This is a genomic window from Dorea sp. YH-dor226, from assembly GCF_039832105.1.
Lineage (GTDB): Bacteria > Bacillota > Clostridia > Lachnospirales > Lachnospiraceae > Dorea_A.
Genome location: NZ_JBDOHS010000027.1, coordinates 1 through 17,828 on the forward strand (window position 1 = coordinate 1; position 17,828 = coordinate 17,828).

The following is a 17,828-nucleotide window of genomic DNA, read 5'->3' on the forward strand; positions in this document are numbered from 1 at the left end:
CTTAGCATATATGGATCAGGGGAGTGTCCAACTATTCTCCCCCGGCTCCTTGTAACTTATCAAGCATATCAGTTCATTATAAAAATCTTAGATTTTTGTCTTGACAACTGAGCCACTATATCAGAAACGATGAAGATGGAAGGAGATTTTACACTAGCAAATGATATTCATTGGACACCAGAGTTAGATGCGTTGTGCACAGAAATTAGTAACTGGATTCAAAATGAGGATAACCCTGCGGATGGATGTTAAAAGTTATGAACTGTACAAAAGAAAAAATATTTAGGAAAGAATGAGGAGTAGAAGTAAAAGAGGAGGAAAAAGTAGAGCATGGAAAAGCAAAAGAAATTAAAGTATTTGGGAGTTGTCCTGGCTTTGTTTATTGCTGTGGTATCATTTTTTTTGGGTGTCTAAGTGGGCATCTGAACCAGAGACTTATTCGGGAGTTATGAAGACACTTGATAGTCTTCAGGATAAGGCGCTTGGCATGACTGCTACCGCAACAACACTGGCAACAGGTGCAGCTGCTATCCCCGGAGATGCGACGACACCGGTAGCAAATAAACTTGCGGATGTTGCAGGGTATATGGTAATTGTATACGTTGCGATTATATTAGAAAAATATCTGTTGACATTGATGGGAATGGTGACATTTAAGTTTCTTATTCCAGTAGGGCTGATTGCGATAGTGATCAGTATACTGTTTTTAAATGATCGTTGGAAGCAGGTAATTAACCGAATGGCAATTAAGTTTATGATTATGGGAATCCTGCTTTGGGTGCTGGTTCCGGTTAGTGCATGGACGACTAATGTAATTAATGATACATATGCGAGTGCTTATTCCGTGGATATTTTGATCCGGGAAGATGCGAAAAAAGAAAAAGGACAAGAAGAAAGCGATAAAGAAGATCAAGCAGAAAATGAAGGTGTTTTTGATATTGTTTCCGATAAACTTAAAGATCTTACGGATGCTGCAAAAGATAAGGTAGATTCAAGTATGGAAGAATTTGAAAATGCTTTGAATAAAATGATTGAGGGAGTTGCAGTCATGATTGTTACTACTTGTGTGATTCCAATCTGTGTACTGCTGTTGTTCCTTTGGATTGTACAAGTAATCACAGGAGTAAAAATTTCGCCTAATGTAGTGAAACAAAAACGTCTGGTTAAAAAAGGCAGTCATAGTAACAAAGACGTGGAGGAAGTTGAGGAGTATTAAAGAGTAGGGGAATTGGATTCGATGTCAGATGCAATTCCAATGGCGAATCTCATTATGTTGAAGTGTCAGGGGGATACAATAAATGTCAAAATTTAATATTAAAAAGACAGCAGATTCTGTTACAAAGGGCTTAAGTACTGCAGGAGAATTTGCTGTAGATAAAGCGAAATGTGCAGTAAAAGAAACGAAAAGTGCAGTTAATGCTTCACAGAGAGCATTAGTCAATGCACTTGACCAGGATGGAAACGGAGAAATTGATAGTGTTGATATTATTCTTATGGCTTTGAAAGTGCCAGGGGTAAAAATTAAGCGAGATGAATTTTTAAAAAAGGAATTTTATAAAAATCACCCACAAGAAATAATTGATGAGGCAATAGCGACAAATCCTTCCCAAGCAGGCATTCTGCAGGATGAGATCGATAAGATTGCTGACGAAGTAATCAAATTTGAGAGAAATGCTGTGTCGGGTATTTCTGTTGCACTTGGTATGCCCGGTGGTGCAGCGATGGCAGCTACTATTCCTGCGGATATTGCTCAGTATTATGGGTATATGCTGAGAGCTGCTCAAAAACTATTATATTTATATGGCTTTCCTGAATTAGATACATCGGAAGAAGCTGTTATGCTCGATTCAGAGACGATAAATTGCCTGACGATTTGTCTTGGAGTAATGTATGGTGTAGCAAATGCAAATAATGCAATTAAGGCGATGGCAAAAGCTCTGGCGTCAGGTGTTGAAAAGAAGTTGATGAGAGCAGCGCTTACGAAAGGTACGGTATATCCAATCGTAAAATCTGTGGCTAAATGGTTCAGTGTAAATATGACAAAAGAAGTATTTGCTGGTTTCTTTAAGAAAGCCATTCCTGTTGTGGGCGGTGTGATCGGAGGAGGAATAACATATGCAACATTTAAACCTTGCTGTTATCGTCTGAAGGATGCACTTAGTGATACCATGCTCGCTAATCCTCAACATGAATCGACAGAAGAGGAAGATATTATTTTTAATAGTATCAGAAGCGAAATCATAGATACCGATTTTGCAGAAAGTAATTAGGATCGTTGCTTACATAGGAAAGATAGATTTTTCAAAACTTACCCTATGGATTAAAATATATATAGTGAATATTGAATTTTGCGCTATAATCAATGTATAGAATTCCTCTGCATGTGTGGAGGAAAGATTATGAAGCAAAGGAAACAATGAAAGGAACTTACTTGCAGGAGACAATTCACAGAATCAAATCGTGAAATGGAGGAGCGTTTTATGATTTTCGAGGAAATGTTGAGGGATGAACACGCTGAGGGAAAAGTCGAAGCAAAGATAGAGGACATACTGGAATTGCTGGAGGAAAAGGCTCGGATTTCGGAAGATCTTCGGAGAAAAATCGAGAGTGAAAAAAATCTGGAAACATTGACAAGATGGATGAAGCTGGCAGCTAAAGTGAATTCCCTGGAGGAGTTTGTGAACCGGATGTAAAAAGGTTGATCTAATATTCAATAATATCATATCTATGGCCGGATGTTGTGTGGACGTAAGAAACTGCAACGTCCGGTTATCGAAACAATCAATAATATTCAGGCCAATTCAGGCAAAAATCTATAAGAGATGCAGAGGAATTCTATAGGTGAATATATTTTTTTATATGTAAGAAATGTTATAATAAACCAGACAAACATCAGAAAAGGTGCGTCGGGAAAAAGGAAAACTGTGATCCGGCATCCGATCGGAAAGGAATTAGAACAGATGGCAACATCAAAAGATTAACCGACAGAATCTGTGCTTCGTTTTATGCCGGATGCGGACAGGGGTTATCCTTATGAGGGATCGAAGACATTGATGGTAATTGTAGATGATGTGGAAAATATAGAATTGATGGAGAAGGTCCTGAAAGCAATGTATGAAGAATTGCCTGAGCCGAAGATAAAGAGAAAGAAAGTATGATCTCAGATTGTGAAAATCTGAAAGTAAAGGAAGAAACTGAATTTAGACTGGGGCGGATTATGAAGAATAATGCAGTATACAATATTAAAGATGTGTTACGGTCCGTGCAAACTGGACAATCACTTGTAGATAAAGGTCTTGGCATTCCTGCCAGTTCCAAGATGTGTGGTGGAATCGCTGATTTATCATTGATGATTCCGGAAACGGTTACTTTGTTTGTTGCACCATTGGCCTGTTGCAGACATGTGACAACACACAGATGGCAGCGAACAGACAGAATGTTTGCACTTGCAATTGAAGAAATTGAGGTTGTAAATGGAACACATCTTGACAAAATTCGACAGGCGGTCTTGGAAATATATGAATATTGTAAAGTAAAACCCAAAATGATTGTCATATGTGGATCCTGTATTGATCGTTTGGCAGCAAGTGATCTGGAGTATGTTGCCCGTGATTTGAAAAAGAAGATTACGGCGGAAATTATTGTTACATGGGAAGACCCGGTAGCCTGCAGACAGGAGCCACCACAGGTGAGATGTTGGAAAAAGCTTATGTCAATTTGGGATCATTGTAATGAGAAAACGAATCTGGCTGTTAACCTGATCGGACGGCTTTATCCACCGACGGACACCAGCGATCTTCGCTGGCTCTTAGAAAAGGCGGGAGTGAAACATGTTCGTTATATGACGGATTGTAAAACATTTGATGAATATTGTTCTATGGGACATGCCAGCTTAAATATTGTCGGAGAAGAACTGTCGGTCAAAGTTGCCAGAGATCTTGAGAGGGAATATCAGATCCCGTATATAACGGCACTTCCAACATTTGACATCGATGCAGTTCATCAGATGTATCATTCTGTAGGAGAGATGCTTGGTATCAATATTCATGATGAGGAGATATATAAGAAGACGAAACAGGAAATCCATGAGTTCCGGGAAAGACGTAAGCAACAGCCGATTACTATGGCTGTAGGAGAGACTTTTGCAGGATCTGTTAACGGATTCCATATTGCCAGGGATATATTAAAACTGGGAATTGATGTGCAATATATCTATTCGGATGGGATGCTGGCGAAGAAAGAAGATGAAATTGCATGGATTGCCGGGAATCATCCGGACACGCAGGTGGTTTTTACGAATAGTGCTTTCAGTAGAGAAGTATTGCTGGACCCTCCGAAGGTAGATGTTGCCTGGGGAATGGGAGAAAAGTGGTTTTTGAATAAGCGGGATTGCTGGATTGATTCTGAAAAACGTGCGATTTATTGTGATTATGAAAGTATACTGTGGTTTATGAAAGAAGTGGAGGCAAAGAAGAATGAAGAATCTTTTTAAGCGACTTTCTACATTTGCAGGAGATTACAGTGGCGTCTGTAACGCAGCACATCATATGAATTGTCTTACTGTTTTACATGGTCACGGGGGATGTATCGGAGGTGTAAGCACCTGTGATGATTTTGAGCTGGATGAGCATGATATGAAGATTTTTTTTACAAAGATCAGCGAAGTGGATGCTGTTACGGGAAATGACAATAAAATCATTGATATGATCGTGCAGGCAGGAAAAGATATTCCCTGTGATTTCATTCTGCTCTGTGGGTCTCCGATTCCAATGCTGATTGGAACGGATTATCGCGCATGGAAAAGATTGATTGAAAAACGGATTGATCTGCCTGTGATTGCTCTGGATACCAAAGGATTTGACCGTTATGATAAAGGAGAAGAAGCATTATTTCATGCTCTGATTGACACTTTTACACAGGATCCGAAAAAAAAGCGTAATCGGGTGAATGTGATCGGAGACACTGCGCTTAACGGTTGGAATTCAGAGATGAGAGAATCTTTTCGTGAAACTCTTGCGCAGGAATACGAAGAGGTTCTGTTTTGGAGCAAAGATGTTCAGATGGAAGAAATATCGTCAGCTTCGGAGGCGACATTGAATATTGCAGTTTCGGTTTCAGCAGTTTCTGTTGTGAAAAAGCTTTATGAGCGATATGGTACAGCGTATCAGATTGGTATGGATTCTTACGGTTGTGTTGAAAAACAAGTTGATGATAAGCAGCCTCGATATAGAAAAAATGATTCTGAAAAGAAGATTCTTCTGGTTGGCGAACAGGTAATGATGAATGCTCTTCGTTCTTGCCTGAGAAAAGACTTTGGGGTTTTGAATGTTTCTGTAGCAACTTTTTTTCAGTTAGATAAGGAAATTGCGGAAGATGGAGATCATGAACTTTATGGAGAGGATGATTATGAGAGAATTTTAGCTGCAGAAGGAGAATATGATGTGATTATCGGGGATCCGGAACTGAGAGTATTCGGCGGATATCACACATTTGTTGATCTTCCCCAGATTGCCGTCAGCGGACGAGTTATTTCAGACAGCATTCCAAATCTCTATGGAAAATACGGTTATGAGTTCCTGAAAAAGGGACTGAAACAATAGAGATGTGAAGGAGCATATAGGGGGATGATTCATAATGTTTGACTTAAAAGAATTTTTTCAAGAACTTGATGTGATCTATCGTGAGAGACCGGGGGAAGCAGAAGCATTTCTCCGAAAGGGACTTACGATCAGCAGTAATCTTCATGACATGGGAGCTGAGTTGGCCATTTTGAATGAATTGATTGGATACTACCGCGTGCAGGGTCCATATGAGGAGGGGGAGAAGTGCATTCGCAGTGCATTTGACCTGATTCGCTATATGGGAATCATGGGGACGATGAATCATGCGACAACCCTGCTGAATGCCGGAACTGCCAAGCGTGTGATGAAGAAGTTTGACGAGGCAGGAGATTACTATGATCAGGCCTATGAGATTTATAAGAGAGAAATTGTTGAGCCGGATTATCGCATGGCAACGTTTTATAATAATCGAAGTCTTCTGTATGCGGAAATGGGACAGCCGAAGAAGGCAAAGAAGGACTTGCTCCAGGCACTTGAACTGATTCAGCAACTTCAAGGATCGGATGTTGAGATCGCGATCACTCATGTGAATATCGGAAATATCTGTATTTCAATGAAGGATCTTGAAGAAGCAGAACACCATTTCCAGAAGGCAAAGGCTCTCTTTGAGGTGGAAGACGGCGTACGCGATCCGCATTATGCATCGATGCTTGCAGGTCTGGGAGAACTTCATTTTCATAGAGAAGACTATGGGGCTGCAGCCGAATACATGCTCCTTGCAATGGAAGAGATTAAAAAGAATTACGGGGAAAATGCGAGCTATCGGACCATAAAGAGCAATTATGAGTTGATTCTGGATATGAAGAAACGAAGAGAGGCGATACTTCGTTCAAAGATGACAGGAATGGAGATTGCAAAGCAGTATTACGAGCAATGTGGGAAGCCGATGTTAGAGAAGAAATATGCTGAATACGTGGATCGTATTGCGGTGGGCCTGATAGGAGAAGGGTCAGAATGCCTGGGGTATGATGATCAGACATCTACAGACCACGACTTTGGTCCGGGATTTTGCATCTGGCTGACAGAGAGTGACTACGAAGCGATTGGAAAACAGTTGGAGGCAGATTACAATGCGTTACCCGGAGAGTTCCTTGGGTATCCGGTAAGGAATGTGACGGAACATGGCGGCGGACGTGTGGGTGTGTGCTCTATGGATGCGTTCTATCGCAAGTATATCGGATGTGAGACACCTGAGAAGATGAGGGATATTGACTGGCTTCGCAAGGATATGTCTGCATTGAAAACAGTGACCAATGGGGAAGTGTTTGCGGATCCACTTGGTGAATTTACGAGAAGAAGAGAGGGATTTTCGAAGTATCCGGAACATATCCGGAAGAGGAAGATTGCGGAATACGTTGGTCAAATGGGACAAAGCGGTCAGTATAATTACAGTAGAATGAAAAAACGACAGGACGAGGGAGCGAGCTACCTGAGTCTTGCCACATTTACAGAGGCTGCGATCAAGGCAGCATATGTATTAAATGGACAATATGCGCCATTTTATAAATGGATGTTCCGGGGAATGGACGAGTTCGAGGTGCTTCGTGAGTTGCAGGATAAGCTTCTGCAGCTGACGAGAGTGGACGCGAAAGAGGATGCCAGTGCCCTGGTGGAAGAGATCTGCGCGATGTTTGTTGCAGAGTTGAATCGGCAAGGTCTGACGAGTAGTACGGAGAACTTTTTGGAGATTCAGAGAGGAGAATTATTGCGATGAAAGAGCAGTTGATTGAGAAAATTGTAGAGCTTGAGTGGCAGCAGTTTCAAAAGGTTCAAAACGAGGGCGGAAGAGCGAGCTGTCAGGACAATCGACCTACATTCAATATTATGAGAACGAGCCAGTTTTTGGTTTGGGAAATGGAGATTCTTGAAAGTTATTATCAGGATCTTCAGGATGCGGAAGCGAAGGGATGGAATCTCTTGACGGAGAAGTATGCCAGAATGATGGAAAGTACGGCTCCAGTGCAGTATGTGCAGTTGAAAGAGAGACTTCCAGAGCGAAGTGAACGAAGATTGGAACAGCAGGAACGCATGCTTAAGAAGGTGGTTTCCTGGGAGGAGGCGTTTGCGAAGCAGTACCCAGGGATTGCGGGGACAGGACGTGTATTGCACACTTATGAGGATACACCGTACAGTACTTCCGTGGAGACGTATGCAAGAGGCGAGCTAAGTACTTATTCGGATCACACAGTTGAGCTTCTGGAGAAGCTGTATGATAAACTCGAGCGCCGGGGAGACAACCTGTCGACTCTTGTCACGGAACAAATGGTGAAACTGTATGGATATCAATCGCTAGAAGACGCGGAGAAGCGATGCTTCTATTAACTATCTTTGTAAATGAACTTAGCTTTATGAACAGTTCTACACTAAACGAAAAGAAGTCCAAAATCTTCAAAGGATTTTTGAAGAACCTGACATAACTTTACAACACTTGCGATTATGAATGGCAAGTATGTGAATGCTGTTCCGCTCTATCGCCTGGAACAGCAGATGATTGACACCAGTGTTTTACTGGAAAGATGAAGTGGCATCAAGATTTGGGTATTTAGGGAGTGATATTAAGGGAACCGGAATGCCGGCAGAACAGGCTGAAGCATATGTGGATTTGTTGGACAGGCTTGGGATAAATCAGGTTTATGTTCTTTCGACATCAGCGGGTGGCAGTGTTGCAATTCGTTTTGCACTTGATTATCCGGAAAGGACAAAGGGGTTGATTCTGTACTGTTCCGCTATGCCGCTCACAGAAAAACCGGCGAAATATGCGGAATATGTAGGGCCCCCGGGGGGTTCTTGGTAATAATTATGCTATGTTCCTGATGAGTCCTATGTTTGGACCGATTATGGGTATGGATCCATCAACAATCTATAGCATGATGCCGGTCAGTGAGCGTAAGGCAGGAGTTGTGTTGGATGCAGCTGTAACGAATCCGGATATGGCTCGAAACTATGAAAGCTATGATATAGAAAATCTTCAGGTTTCGGTGCTTATCCTTCATGCAAAGGATGATAAGCTTGCAAGTTATGAGGACGCAGTCAATGCATTGGCAAGATTTCCAGAATATATTTTTGTGTCCTTTGATGATGGTGGTCATCTTATGGCGGGACATGAGGTAGAAGTACATAAAGTTGTAACGGGTTTTGTGCAGCAAAACGAGTTAGCTGAAAGGAGATGATAAATATGACAATGAAAGATTTAAGTACTGGACCGGATTGGATAGTATGGGTTGTATTTGTAATATTAGTTGCCATTAGTGCAATATTATTATCCGGCCATGGAGCAAATCTGATAGCTGGTTACAATACAGCACCTGAGGAAAAGAAAGAAAAATACGATGAGAAGAAGCTTGGACGTGTCATTGGCACAGGTTTACTGGCTATAGCAATCTTGCTTCCTTTTGCAGTGCTTGGACAGGCAATGCTTCCGGCATGGGTTGCATATGCTTTTCTGGGATTTACAATTGCGGATAGTATTGTTATGATCATTCTGGCGAATACGATATGTAAAAAATAAATTGATACAGAAACAAATATAAATAGCTTTTCTTGTGTTCAATTCAAGATTTTACCAATGATTTACCAATATTTCTGGAGAGTCAGACTTGCAGAAACAACAAACCAGAATGAGGAGATTAAAAAAAGATGCCGCAGACGGCGGGGAGAGTGAGAAACAGATTGTTTTTCATGAGCCGCTGACGCATCAAAGAATGAAGTCGATCGCCCAAAAGGAACTGTGTCCTGACGACTGTGGCTGGAAACGATAATAGTGAGTGAAAATGAACCCAGCAAAAACAATATAACGATAGCTAGAACTTTATAACGATTAAAACGTTATAAGGTTGAAATATAAGTTGCAGAATTGAAAAATAATTGTTGTAATCTTTCCGGATTTAGCATATACTAACATTAACAGAACCCAACACGCCTCTCAACGATGCGGACCACGTTGGGTCTTTTAACTTTTAAGGAGAAAAATACATGGGTGAACTGAAGCAACATCAACCGCCTATGACGATTGATGAACAGGAGGAAAAATATAATGATAAAAGTATTATTCATCTGCCACGGCAAAGCGTCGCCAAAGTGGCAGAGAACCCGTATTTACAATGGTTTCAGCCATCTAAGCAGATGAATTTCCCACACTTTTCCCACAATAATGAGCCTCTGGCACAGCACGAATGATTTCCCACTTACTTTGCGTAGGTGGGATTTTTTATGAGAAATTGAAGGCGGTCAAAAATGACCGGGTTCAGATTATGTCATATCAAAGGTACGATCATAGATTTTCCATGCCGTGTCTGGAGAATTTTTTCCATTATATTAGGGAGGCTGTTCTCTGGAGACTAAAAAGTAAGGATATATTTTAAATCGAAAAAAATTAATAAGTGAAATAGTTTTTGAGGTTATAACCGCAAAATATTATGAAGATACGATTTCAAAACAAATGTTTGAAGCTGCTAAAGTAAAGCCTAGGGAAAACAAAAACACCGACTTTTTCCTTCTGAGTTGGAAAATCTTGGAATAAGCTGTTGATACAGGTTTCTAATGGATTCGGACATGAGATGTAGTGAAAGAGAAGTATTTAGGAGACAATCCGAAATTAAAGGCATGGATTGAGTTATTTATACTTTTGATAAGTTTGAATGATTTCCTCAAAGAAATCAACAGGGTTTTCTTCTAAAGCAGTTGCAAGAACGATGAGTTTTTCAATACTAATCCAATTTTTCCCGAGCTCAAGATTAGCAAGGTGGCGAGGTGAAATCCATGGTTCTCCGCCAAAGAGTTCTTCACTTCTTCGATCTATAAAACTTTCGCGTGATTTATATGCATATCCTAAAGCCTTTCTTTTTTTGGTAATCAATTCCCCCATTTTTACTAGTCCGGGATCATATTTCTGTCGCTCTGCCATTTTATCACCTCTTTATAAATATGCACCATGGTGCATTGATATATTTTACCATAAGGAATATACTTAGATCAAGATCTGAAATTTAGTTCAAGGCAAAAGCTTTCGAGCAGAAAATTAAAATGGAGGTATCAGATTATGAACACACAGTTGAAATTTAAAGTAAACGCATTGAGAACACTTGCTTCCCCTTATAAAAGGAGTGAAAAAGAAGAAGCAACATTTGAAACAATTTATTACTTGTTGGTTAATATGAAGGATCTGCCAGAGAACGTTCCTTTAGATGTTAATCCTCGAGTACCTAAAATGGGAACAAATGTTGCGAAGAGACTTATCAACGCTGTAGTTGAGCCAGAAACAGATTTTTATATTAATAATCGAGGTATTGTTATTTCTGCAAAATCATTAAGTTTTAATAGTGCAGATTCAGAGGTGACAATTGATATTGGTAATCAGGATGATGAGAATGACAGATATAATTATGGCATTCTTGATGGTGGTCATACTTATACAGCAATAATGCAGAATAGAGATAGAATTCCAGAAGATATTGAAAAATATGTTCGTATGGAAGTTATCACTAATGTTATTAATATTACAAGATTATCAGATGCGAGAAACACATCTGTTCAAGTTTCAGATATAGCATTGTTTAACCTCGAAGATAGTTTTGAGGATATTAGAAATGCTATTAAAAATGAATCTTATGCTGACAAGATTGCATATAAAGATAACGAAAATAAGCCGATTAATATATCAGAATTACTTCGTTTAATGTATGCATTTGATGTAGTTAAATATCCTGATGATAGCATGGCTCCAATTCAGAGTTATTCAGGTAAAGCGCAGGTGTTTAAAAGATACAAGGATGTATTTGATACTCCTTTTTATAAATCATTAACAAAACAGTTGCCGGTTCTTGTGAGTTTATATGATTTAATCGAAAGAGAGTTGTCTTTGAAATATAATGAGTACAAGAAAAAACTTGGAGTTGCTATTCCGAGATTTGGAAGCGTAAAAGGTGTTGAAAATATTGAGAAGGGAACAAAAACAAATTTCCTTCAGAAGAAAACCACATATTCTATATCTAGCGGTTATATTTATCCTATATTTGGTGCATTTCGTTCGTTGTTAAGATTTGATGAAGAAACAGGTGAGGTTTCTTGGCTGTTTGATCCTTTGGAAATATGGGAAGAGGTTGGAACAAGTATTGCACAGAATACGTTTGAAAGCAGTAACAATCCTCAGCTTGCAGGAAAAGATAAGCAGCTATGGTTGTCAAATTACAGAATTGTTGAAACTCAGAGTTTGAGAAAACTCCTTAACAAACGATAATAGACTGTTGGAGGATCGATTGTATGAGAATAATAAAATTACTAATGCATCAAAATTATACATAGCGTCTCGCACGATTTTCTTCCCATTATGTTTTGGGTGGTAATCAGACTGGTGCGAGAATTGGAATTCATTCGGCATTTGGAGGTGGAGATTCCTTACCACAGGTGTCAGGTGATGAGGAAGGCCGTTGAACTGAATGCGATAATTACATTGAATCAACAATAGAAAAATATAGAAAGGGACAGTAAGATGATTAGTTGGAATTTCCCAGGCAACCAGGATGGACAGGTAAAAGGCGTTGCTGATGCAGGTATTGAAAATTTTAATGGAACTGAGCTTTCATCTTTGGCACGAGAAAATTGCCAAAACTCTTTGGATGCTGCATTGGATGATAGTAATCCAGATGTTCAAGTTGAATTTGAAAGATATTTTGTGTCTACAAATCAGATTCCGGGTATTGTGGAATATCGAAATATCTTGAAAAAATGCAAGACTTTTTGGGATAGATCGAAGAGTGAAAAAGCTAAACTTTTTTTGAAGGATGCAATTAAAGAGGCAGAAAAGGAGAATACTTTTGTGCTCAGAATCAGTGATTACAATACAACGGGACTTTCAGATCCGTATGCACAATCAGATGATCCTTTTAATTTTAGCTTCGATGGATGGAATGCATTGATAAAAATTGATGGTGGTGCGAACAAAGGCGATGACAAAGCAGGTGCATTTGGAATTGGTAAAAGTGCTCCATTTAGTAATTCGCATTATAGATTGGTGTTTTACAGAACATACAATCAGAAATATGAGCGTGCAGCACAGGGCATTTCAAGATTAATGTCATATCAAGATGGTGCATTAATGACTAGTGGTATTGGTTATTACGGAGAAACAAAAGGAAATAATCCAGTAGAGGTAATACCGGAACTTGATAGCATAAATAGAAGATCCGAAGTTGGGACGGATGTCTTTATTTATGGATTTAAGTCAGCAAGCGAGTGGGAAACAGAAATTACTGTAGCATTATTGGAAAGTTTTCTTATGTCATTTTTTAATGGGCAGCTTCGGGTAAAGGTACAGGGAAGAGAAATCAATAAAAAATCATTACCAGGATATATGGAACGCGTTCATAGAGAACGACCGGGTGCGACCAAAGGAACTTATGGTAATTATCTTGCATTGACGCGAACAAAGGGAGTTCATACATATTCACAGGATTTTCATGGTATGGGTACATTAGAATTGAGATTGTTGGTCGACCCGAATGAAAAACTGGACAGAAAAGTTTTGATTGTGAGGAAAGCCGGAATGAAATTATTCCGGCTTGGAAATATATCCAAGTTGGTTCCCTTTACAGGAATTCTTGAATTAAAGGGAAAAGATTTGAACAGTTATTTCCGTGCTATGGAAACAGTTGCTCATGATAATTGGGAACCTGGAAGGCATTCAAATCCGAAGCAGGCAAAAGCATATTATGAGGAAATTAAGGACTGGATTAGAACCATTGTGGCAGAACTTGCTGAACACACAAGCGATGACGAAATGGATGTCGAGGGTTTAGGCGGTGTTCTTCAAAAAGAGCCGGAGGCAGTGGAAACTGGAGATTCAGATGATAAACGAGAAAATATTAATGATCATCTAGGAAATATTGATGTATTGGAGCGTCCAACTAAGACTCCATCAAAAGGATTCTTTTATGGAAAAGGGGATGAAGGCAGCAGTCAATCTACAACCACAAGTGGAACACTTGGAAAGACAGGCGAAGCCGGACTTAGAATTCTGAAAGGAAAAAGAAAGCGAAAAAAATTAGATAAACATCGGGGAATTCCAGATCCGAGTGGAAAAGATGTTGTTGTTCAGAAGAAACCGGGTGGAGAAACTAGTTGTCCTCTTAAAAATGTGCGCATTATAAAGAAGGGTACAGGGATATATTCACTTAATTTTGAAATACCACATGATGTGGAGTATGGAAGAATTGAACTGGTCACTGTAGGAGAAAATGGGAAGTCTAATAGGCTTCGTATAACAGATGTTAAGCCGACATCTGGATGTGAAACGGCAAAATTAAATGGAGGCTTTATAGAAACTGCGAATATGACATCTTCTGGGAAAGTGAAGATTATTGTAACTCTTGCGGATTCACATGATTATGCTATGGAGGTAAATGTATATGAACATAACTAATAGATTGTTTACCTATCCAGTATTAAGTGATGAAAAGGACGATTATAAAGATTCCTTTTTTTATGTTGATTACGAACAGACGATGCAAGGAGTCAACAGCCTAAAGTTGAGTTTTGATATCGCCATGAATTGCCGTGACCTGGAGCAGCTAATCATAGATGGAAAGGCTGATTATGTCATTCATTTGGAATGTTCGACAACAGCATATAGAGAAGTTCTGCATTCCGTATCAAAGCATATTGAACATGTTATACCAATTGGCAGAATTAACGGATCATTTGATGCAGTGGCATTTATTATTCTTAAAAAGAATATTACAGGTTTTTTCTGTACAGATTGGGTAGATGATTTCAGCGATACTACATTTAATCTATTTGCTGGATCTATTCTGGCTTATCAGAATCTTAGCAGTTTGGATGTGACAAAAGATTATGAGGAGTTTACAAATGCAGGTTCGATTTTCTCTGTTTATAAAAGAATCATGGAAGGTGACTGTCCAGCTGAAATAAATCTTGATTCAACCAAAATTAGGATTGGTTTGGGAACTAAAGATTATGATATATACGCAATGTATTCTGGGAAGACAGAATTACAGTCGCTGTTTCACTCGATGTTAATATTACCTGCATTGGTTTATGTATTTGAAGAATTAAGACAGGAAGGCGGAGAAGAAACTTATCATAACAAAGAATGGTTTTTAGCTTTGGAAAAGTCTTATGCAAAGAGGGGAATAACTTTCATGGAAGAGGTACTTAATCCTGAGAAAAATTCTTATCAGTTGGCGCAAGAGGCAATGGAACTGCCCTTGAGTAAAGCATTCGACCAGGTTCCAATATTCTTTGATACCACAGAGGAGGACTCGTAATGAAACTGTACATAATGAAACGAGAAGCACTCGAAACTCTTAAAGCTAATTTGCCAGTCGTTTATGGAAAATACTATACAGAAAAAACAAATCAATGGATTTCCGATATTTGTGGAGAAGATCCTTTTATCGAGTTTAAAGATGTTACAGAATTTAAATTGGCCGATTTGAATTCTGATTTGACACCTGGAGAAATAGATCTTAATAATTGCAAGATTCTTTATGAGAAACTGCAGTTTTTGAGTGAATCGCAAGCCAGTGATGAACGTCTATGGGCAGGTTTGGCTCATACTACATTTTACGATTATATGCGTAAACGTTGGGGGTATGGATACGGAAAAAAGCCGAAGAGTGCTGAAAAAGAAGCGGGTGCTATCCAGACCAGATTTTTTTACAGATATACTGGAAGAAGTGGATTTTACAGAAATACGTTATCAAAATGCTGGTGGGTGGGACATAATACTTATGATCCTAATAATAATCAAAATCACTTCGAAAGTCTGGATATTATTGGAAGTAATGATTTGAACTCTAAAATTAATGAGTTCTTTTATAACTTTACATTTTCTTCTAATCCGGATGTTATGGCTGCCATTATAGAAGCACTCCGACAATTTAAAGAGGAAGGTCGTCATGTACTGGTGCGTGATCATATAAGACCTGCAATGTCATATTTAAATGCAGTTGGAGGATCAGTGGTTATTGATTGTCTGGAAAGGGAGGAAATCACTCGAATATTCTCTGATGCAGTAGATGCAATTATGCAAGGTGATGTTCCTACGTTAAATCTTGAAGGAAATATATCTGCAGAAGAAGAGGATGTTGATTATTCTGATGATGAAAATACAGATGCTGTTGATACATCAGATGTTCCTGAGGTAACATTAGGATGTAAGGTTGTAATTCGCAATACAGATAAGGAAACTAAAACATATAAATATGACATGGTAAATGGAATGATGCCTAAAGCGGTTGAAGTGTTTACAGGATGTAAAGTTGGAGATGTAATTGAAATGAAGGGAAAAGAATGGAGGATTGAGGATGTAATATTCTGAATCTAAAATGATTAAATTTTGTTGAGGAATAGAATACTGGCATACATCGGAAAATATTAAGAAATAGTGAAGGTACAATTATGACAAAATCGGAAAAAATAACAGGTATGATTTCTGAAAGATACTTTCTCCCCCAATATATATATGCGGATGTTTATGCAAAAGAAAATAAGCAGGAAAAAGAATTCTGTGATTGTCTTATTGAATTTTCATCAGTTTATATTGTTATTCAAATTAAGGAACGAAATGACAGTGCTGCAGGAAGTAATGAACAATGGTTCGAAAAGAAAGTTGTTAAAAAAGCAAAATCTCAGCTGAAAGATACTTTTTCTTATTATAAAAATTCAGCGAATCATATTTTTTCAAAGAGTTCAGACCTTGTGTTGGACAGAAATAAAGAATTGTTGCCAGTGATAGTGTTTTTGAATAATGACTTGACTGAATACAAAAGAACTATTTATTCGAAATCTCTTAATTTGGTGATTAATATCTTTAGTATTTCGGATTTTGAAGTGATGCTACAAACACTTAAGTTGCCATATGATATTATTTCGTATCTAGTATATAGACTTGCATTTGAATCTACAGAAAATAAAAAACTTATTTTAGATAAGGTGAATGAAGATTTTGCAATCCTGTTATCACCTCGAACAGAACATGATTATTCATATATGTTTTTGGCAAGAAACTATTATAAACATATTTTGAGACATGAGCTAAATGAAGAAAACATTGCCTATTATAATGAATTGATTTCACAGCTGAACATTTCGGCTGGATGTCAGCGAAGTAAATTTATCGAAGGATTACTTTGTGTAGATTATTATAGGGCAGATAAAATATCAAAGAATTGGATTAAGTTACTGGATTTGGCTAAAAAAGATGAATTTGTTTTCCCGTATACGATTACTATAGAAGACAGAGTCTATATGTTTATGATAAGACCAAATAGAATGTCAGAGGCGGAATTCAAGCAATATTTAGAATATTTACTAATTTATAGAAAGTACATAGATAAAGCAAACATTGCTCATCTTATTCTGATCAGCTATGCGCAACAGGAAAGATGGAGTATCGAAATAGGAGACGTTGATTTAAATAACTTGATTAGATACGATGAACTGGTTGATAAAGTTGTAGAGGCAATAGAATCAAAGAAATAGCGTTTGCTATTAGAAGAAACTATTATGGAACATGATCTAAAAGAGTGTGGAAAGTGTATTCAACAATTTCATAAAGAGCATGGTTTTGTAGGAACAGCTTGCTAAAAAATCAAATATCAGACTAAAGATAGTTGTAAAGAGTGAACGTTGACTGCGTAGATCATATGTGGATTTTCTTTTTTAAATTTCAGAAATTTTGAGTGTTTCAAAGAATTATCTTATGTTTGGTGTTCATGCAGAAAAAGAGAATTAGAATAACCATTTTGAAACCACTGGAGTAGAAAATACTCTGGTGGTTTTTATACGTCTATGGACTTATAGGGGATATTAACATTGCGCATCAGTCCATAGATTTTTTTGCTCAAATTAAAGTTGTTAGGAACAAACGCATACGATAAAACGATGATTTTTCGTATGCATCAATTTATATGAATGCTACAATTTGCAATATTTTGAAACTTTTTATCAAAAAATGTTGTATAAGACCTTCTTCCTTCCCATATAGGTAGAGGAGCATTTAGAGGATGATTAATTTCATCAAAGACATTTTCATTTTGGACATGAACAGAAATCTACATCTCCTCACCGTGTTGGGATACAATAGATAGGTAACAAATAAAATACAAGGATTCACTTCGATATGATATATTGGAGTTGACGAAAAACCAATGATCTTAACGAAAGGAGAATCCTTGTATGCCAAGTTTA

18 protein-coding genes are annotated in these 17,828 nt (G+C 38.2%); 17 read left to right on the plus strand and 1 reads right to left on the minus strand.

The window, feature by feature from the left end:
* The first annotated feature begins 448 nt into the window (after nucleotides 1-448).
* The 12 genes from ABE547_RS14150 to ABE547_RS14205 all read left to right on the plus strand — a co-directional run bounded on the left by ABE547_RS14150 (nucleotide 449) and on the right by ABE547_RS14205 (nucleotide 9,797).
* Nucleotides 449-1,216, plus strand: a complete 768-nt coding sequence (locus ABE547_RS14150) for a hypothetical protein (RefSeq protein ID WP_347379345.1) — start codon at nucleotides 449-451, stop codon at nucleotides 1,214-1,216.
* 82 nt (nucleotides 1,217-1,298) lie between these two features.
* On the plus strand, nucleotides 1,299-2,270 hold the full coding sequence (locus ABE547_RS14155) for a hypothetical protein (protein ID WP_347379346.1): 972 nt from the start codon (nucleotides 1,299-1,301) through the stop codon (nucleotides 2,268-2,270).
* 210 nt (nucleotides 2,271-2,480) lie between these two features.
* Complete coding sequence (locus ABE547_RS14160) at nucleotides 2,481-2,693, plus strand: hypothetical protein (RefSeq protein ID WP_347379347.1); 213 nt, start codon at nucleotides 2,481-2,483, stop codon at nucleotides 2,691-2,693.
* A 461-nt stretch (nucleotides 2,694-3,154) separates the two neighbouring features.
* Nucleotides 3,155-4,492, plus strand: coding sequence for a nitrogenase component 1 (locus tag ABE547_RS14165; RefSeq protein ID WP_347379348.1), 1,338 nt, complete (start codon nucleotides 3,155-3,157; stop codon nucleotides 4,490-4,492).
* The gene (locus ABE547_RS14170) at nucleotides 4,476-5,600 is read left to right on the plus strand and encodes a nitrogenase component 1 (protein WP_347379349.1); all 1,125 of its coding nucleotides are present in this window, start codon (nucleotides 4,476-4,478) and stop codon (nucleotides 5,598-5,600) included. The genes ABE547_RS14165 and ABE547_RS14170 overlap by 17 nt, the downstream gene beginning before the upstream one ends.
* Nucleotides 5,601-5,634: 34 nt before the next feature.
* Nucleotides 5,635-7,335: a DUF4037 domain-containing protein gene (locus ABE547_RS14175; protein ID WP_347379350.1), complete on the plus strand. Its 1,701-nt coding sequence runs from the start codon at nucleotides 5,635-5,637 to the stop codon at nucleotides 7,333-7,335.
* Entirely contained in the window at nucleotides 7,332-7,943 is a 612-nt protein-coding gene (locus ABE547_RS14180) for a DUF4125 family protein (RefSeq protein WP_347379351.1), read from the plus strand. The genes ABE547_RS14175 and ABE547_RS14180 overlap by 4 nt, the downstream gene beginning before the upstream one ends.
* Nucleotides 7,944-8,121: 178 nt before the next feature.
* Nucleotides 8,122-8,415, plus strand: a complete 294-nt coding sequence (locus ABE547_RS14185) for an alpha/beta hydrolase (protein ID WP_347379352.1) — start codon at nucleotides 8,122-8,124, stop codon at nucleotides 8,413-8,415.
* Between the two features lie 28 nt (nucleotides 8,416-8,443).
* Nucleotides 8,444-8,791: a hypothetical protein gene (locus ABE547_RS14190; RefSeq protein WP_347379353.1), complete on the plus strand. Its 348-nt coding sequence runs from the start codon at nucleotides 8,444-8,446 to the stop codon at nucleotides 8,789-8,791.
* Between the two features lie 5 nt (nucleotides 8,792-8,796).
* Entirely contained in the window at nucleotides 8,797-9,129 is a 333-nt protein-coding gene (locus ABE547_RS14195) for a DUF3784 domain-containing protein (protein ID WP_347379354.1), read from the plus strand.
* A gap of 88 nt (nucleotides 9,130-9,217) precedes the next feature.
* Nucleotides 9,218-9,379: a hypothetical protein gene (locus tag ABE547_RS14200; RefSeq protein WP_347379355.1), complete on the plus strand. Its 162-nt coding sequence runs from the start codon at nucleotides 9,218-9,220 to the stop codon at nucleotides 9,377-9,379.
* A 214-nt stretch (nucleotides 9,380-9,593) separates the two neighbouring features.
* Entirely contained in the window at nucleotides 9,594-9,797 is a 204-nt protein-coding gene (locus tag ABE547_RS14205) for a hypothetical protein (RefSeq protein WP_347379356.1), read from the plus strand.
* Between the two features lie 436 nt (nucleotides 9,798-10,233).
* On the opposite strand, the gene ABE547_RS14210 is transcribed toward ABE547_RS14205, so the two are convergent.
* Nucleotides 10,234-10,524, minus strand: coding sequence for an XRE family transcriptional regulator (locus ABE547_RS14210; protein WP_235395652.1), 291 nt, complete (start codon nucleotides 10,522-10,524; stop codon nucleotides 10,234-10,236).
* A gap of 135 nt (nucleotides 10,525-10,659) precedes the next feature.
* On the opposite strand from ABE547_RS14210, the gene ABE547_RS14215 reads away from it, so the two are divergent.
* From ABE547_RS14215 to ABE547_RS14235, 5 genes are all read left to right on the plus strand, one after another.
* A complete protein-coding gene (locus tag ABE547_RS14215) occupies nucleotides 10,660-11,856 on the plus strand; it encodes an AIPR family protein (protein ID WP_235395653.1) in 1,197 nt (398 codons plus the stop codon).
* A 252-nt stretch (nucleotides 11,857-12,108) separates the two neighbouring features.
* The gene (locus tag ABE547_RS14220; RefSeq protein ID WP_347379357.1) at nucleotides 12,109-14,037 is read left to right on the plus strand and encodes a hypothetical protein; all 1,929 of its coding nucleotides are present in this window, start codon (nucleotides 12,109-12,111) and stop codon (nucleotides 14,035-14,037) included.
* The gene (locus ABE547_RS14225) at nucleotides 14,024-14,902 is read left to right on the plus strand and encodes a hypothetical protein (protein WP_347379358.1); all 879 of its coding nucleotides are present in this window, start codon (nucleotides 14,024-14,026) and stop codon (nucleotides 14,900-14,902) included. The genes ABE547_RS14220 and ABE547_RS14225 overlap by 14 nt, the downstream gene beginning before the upstream one ends.
* Nucleotides 14,902-15,957, plus strand: coding sequence for a DUF6339 family protein (locus ABE547_RS14230; protein WP_347379359.1), 1,056 nt, complete (start codon nucleotides 14,902-14,904; stop codon nucleotides 15,955-15,957). Before ABE547_RS14225 ends, ABE547_RS14230 begins: the two co-directional genes overlap by 1 nt.
* 80 nt (nucleotides 15,958-16,037) lie before the next feature.
* Nucleotides 16,038-17,120 carry a hypothetical protein gene (locus ABE547_RS14235; RefSeq protein WP_235395656.1) on the plus strand — a complete coding sequence of 361 codons (1,083 nt, stop codon included), beginning with the start codon at nucleotides 16,038-16,040 and terminating at the stop codon, nucleotides 17,118-17,120.
* Nucleotides 17,121-17,828 lie beyond the last annotated feature (708 nt).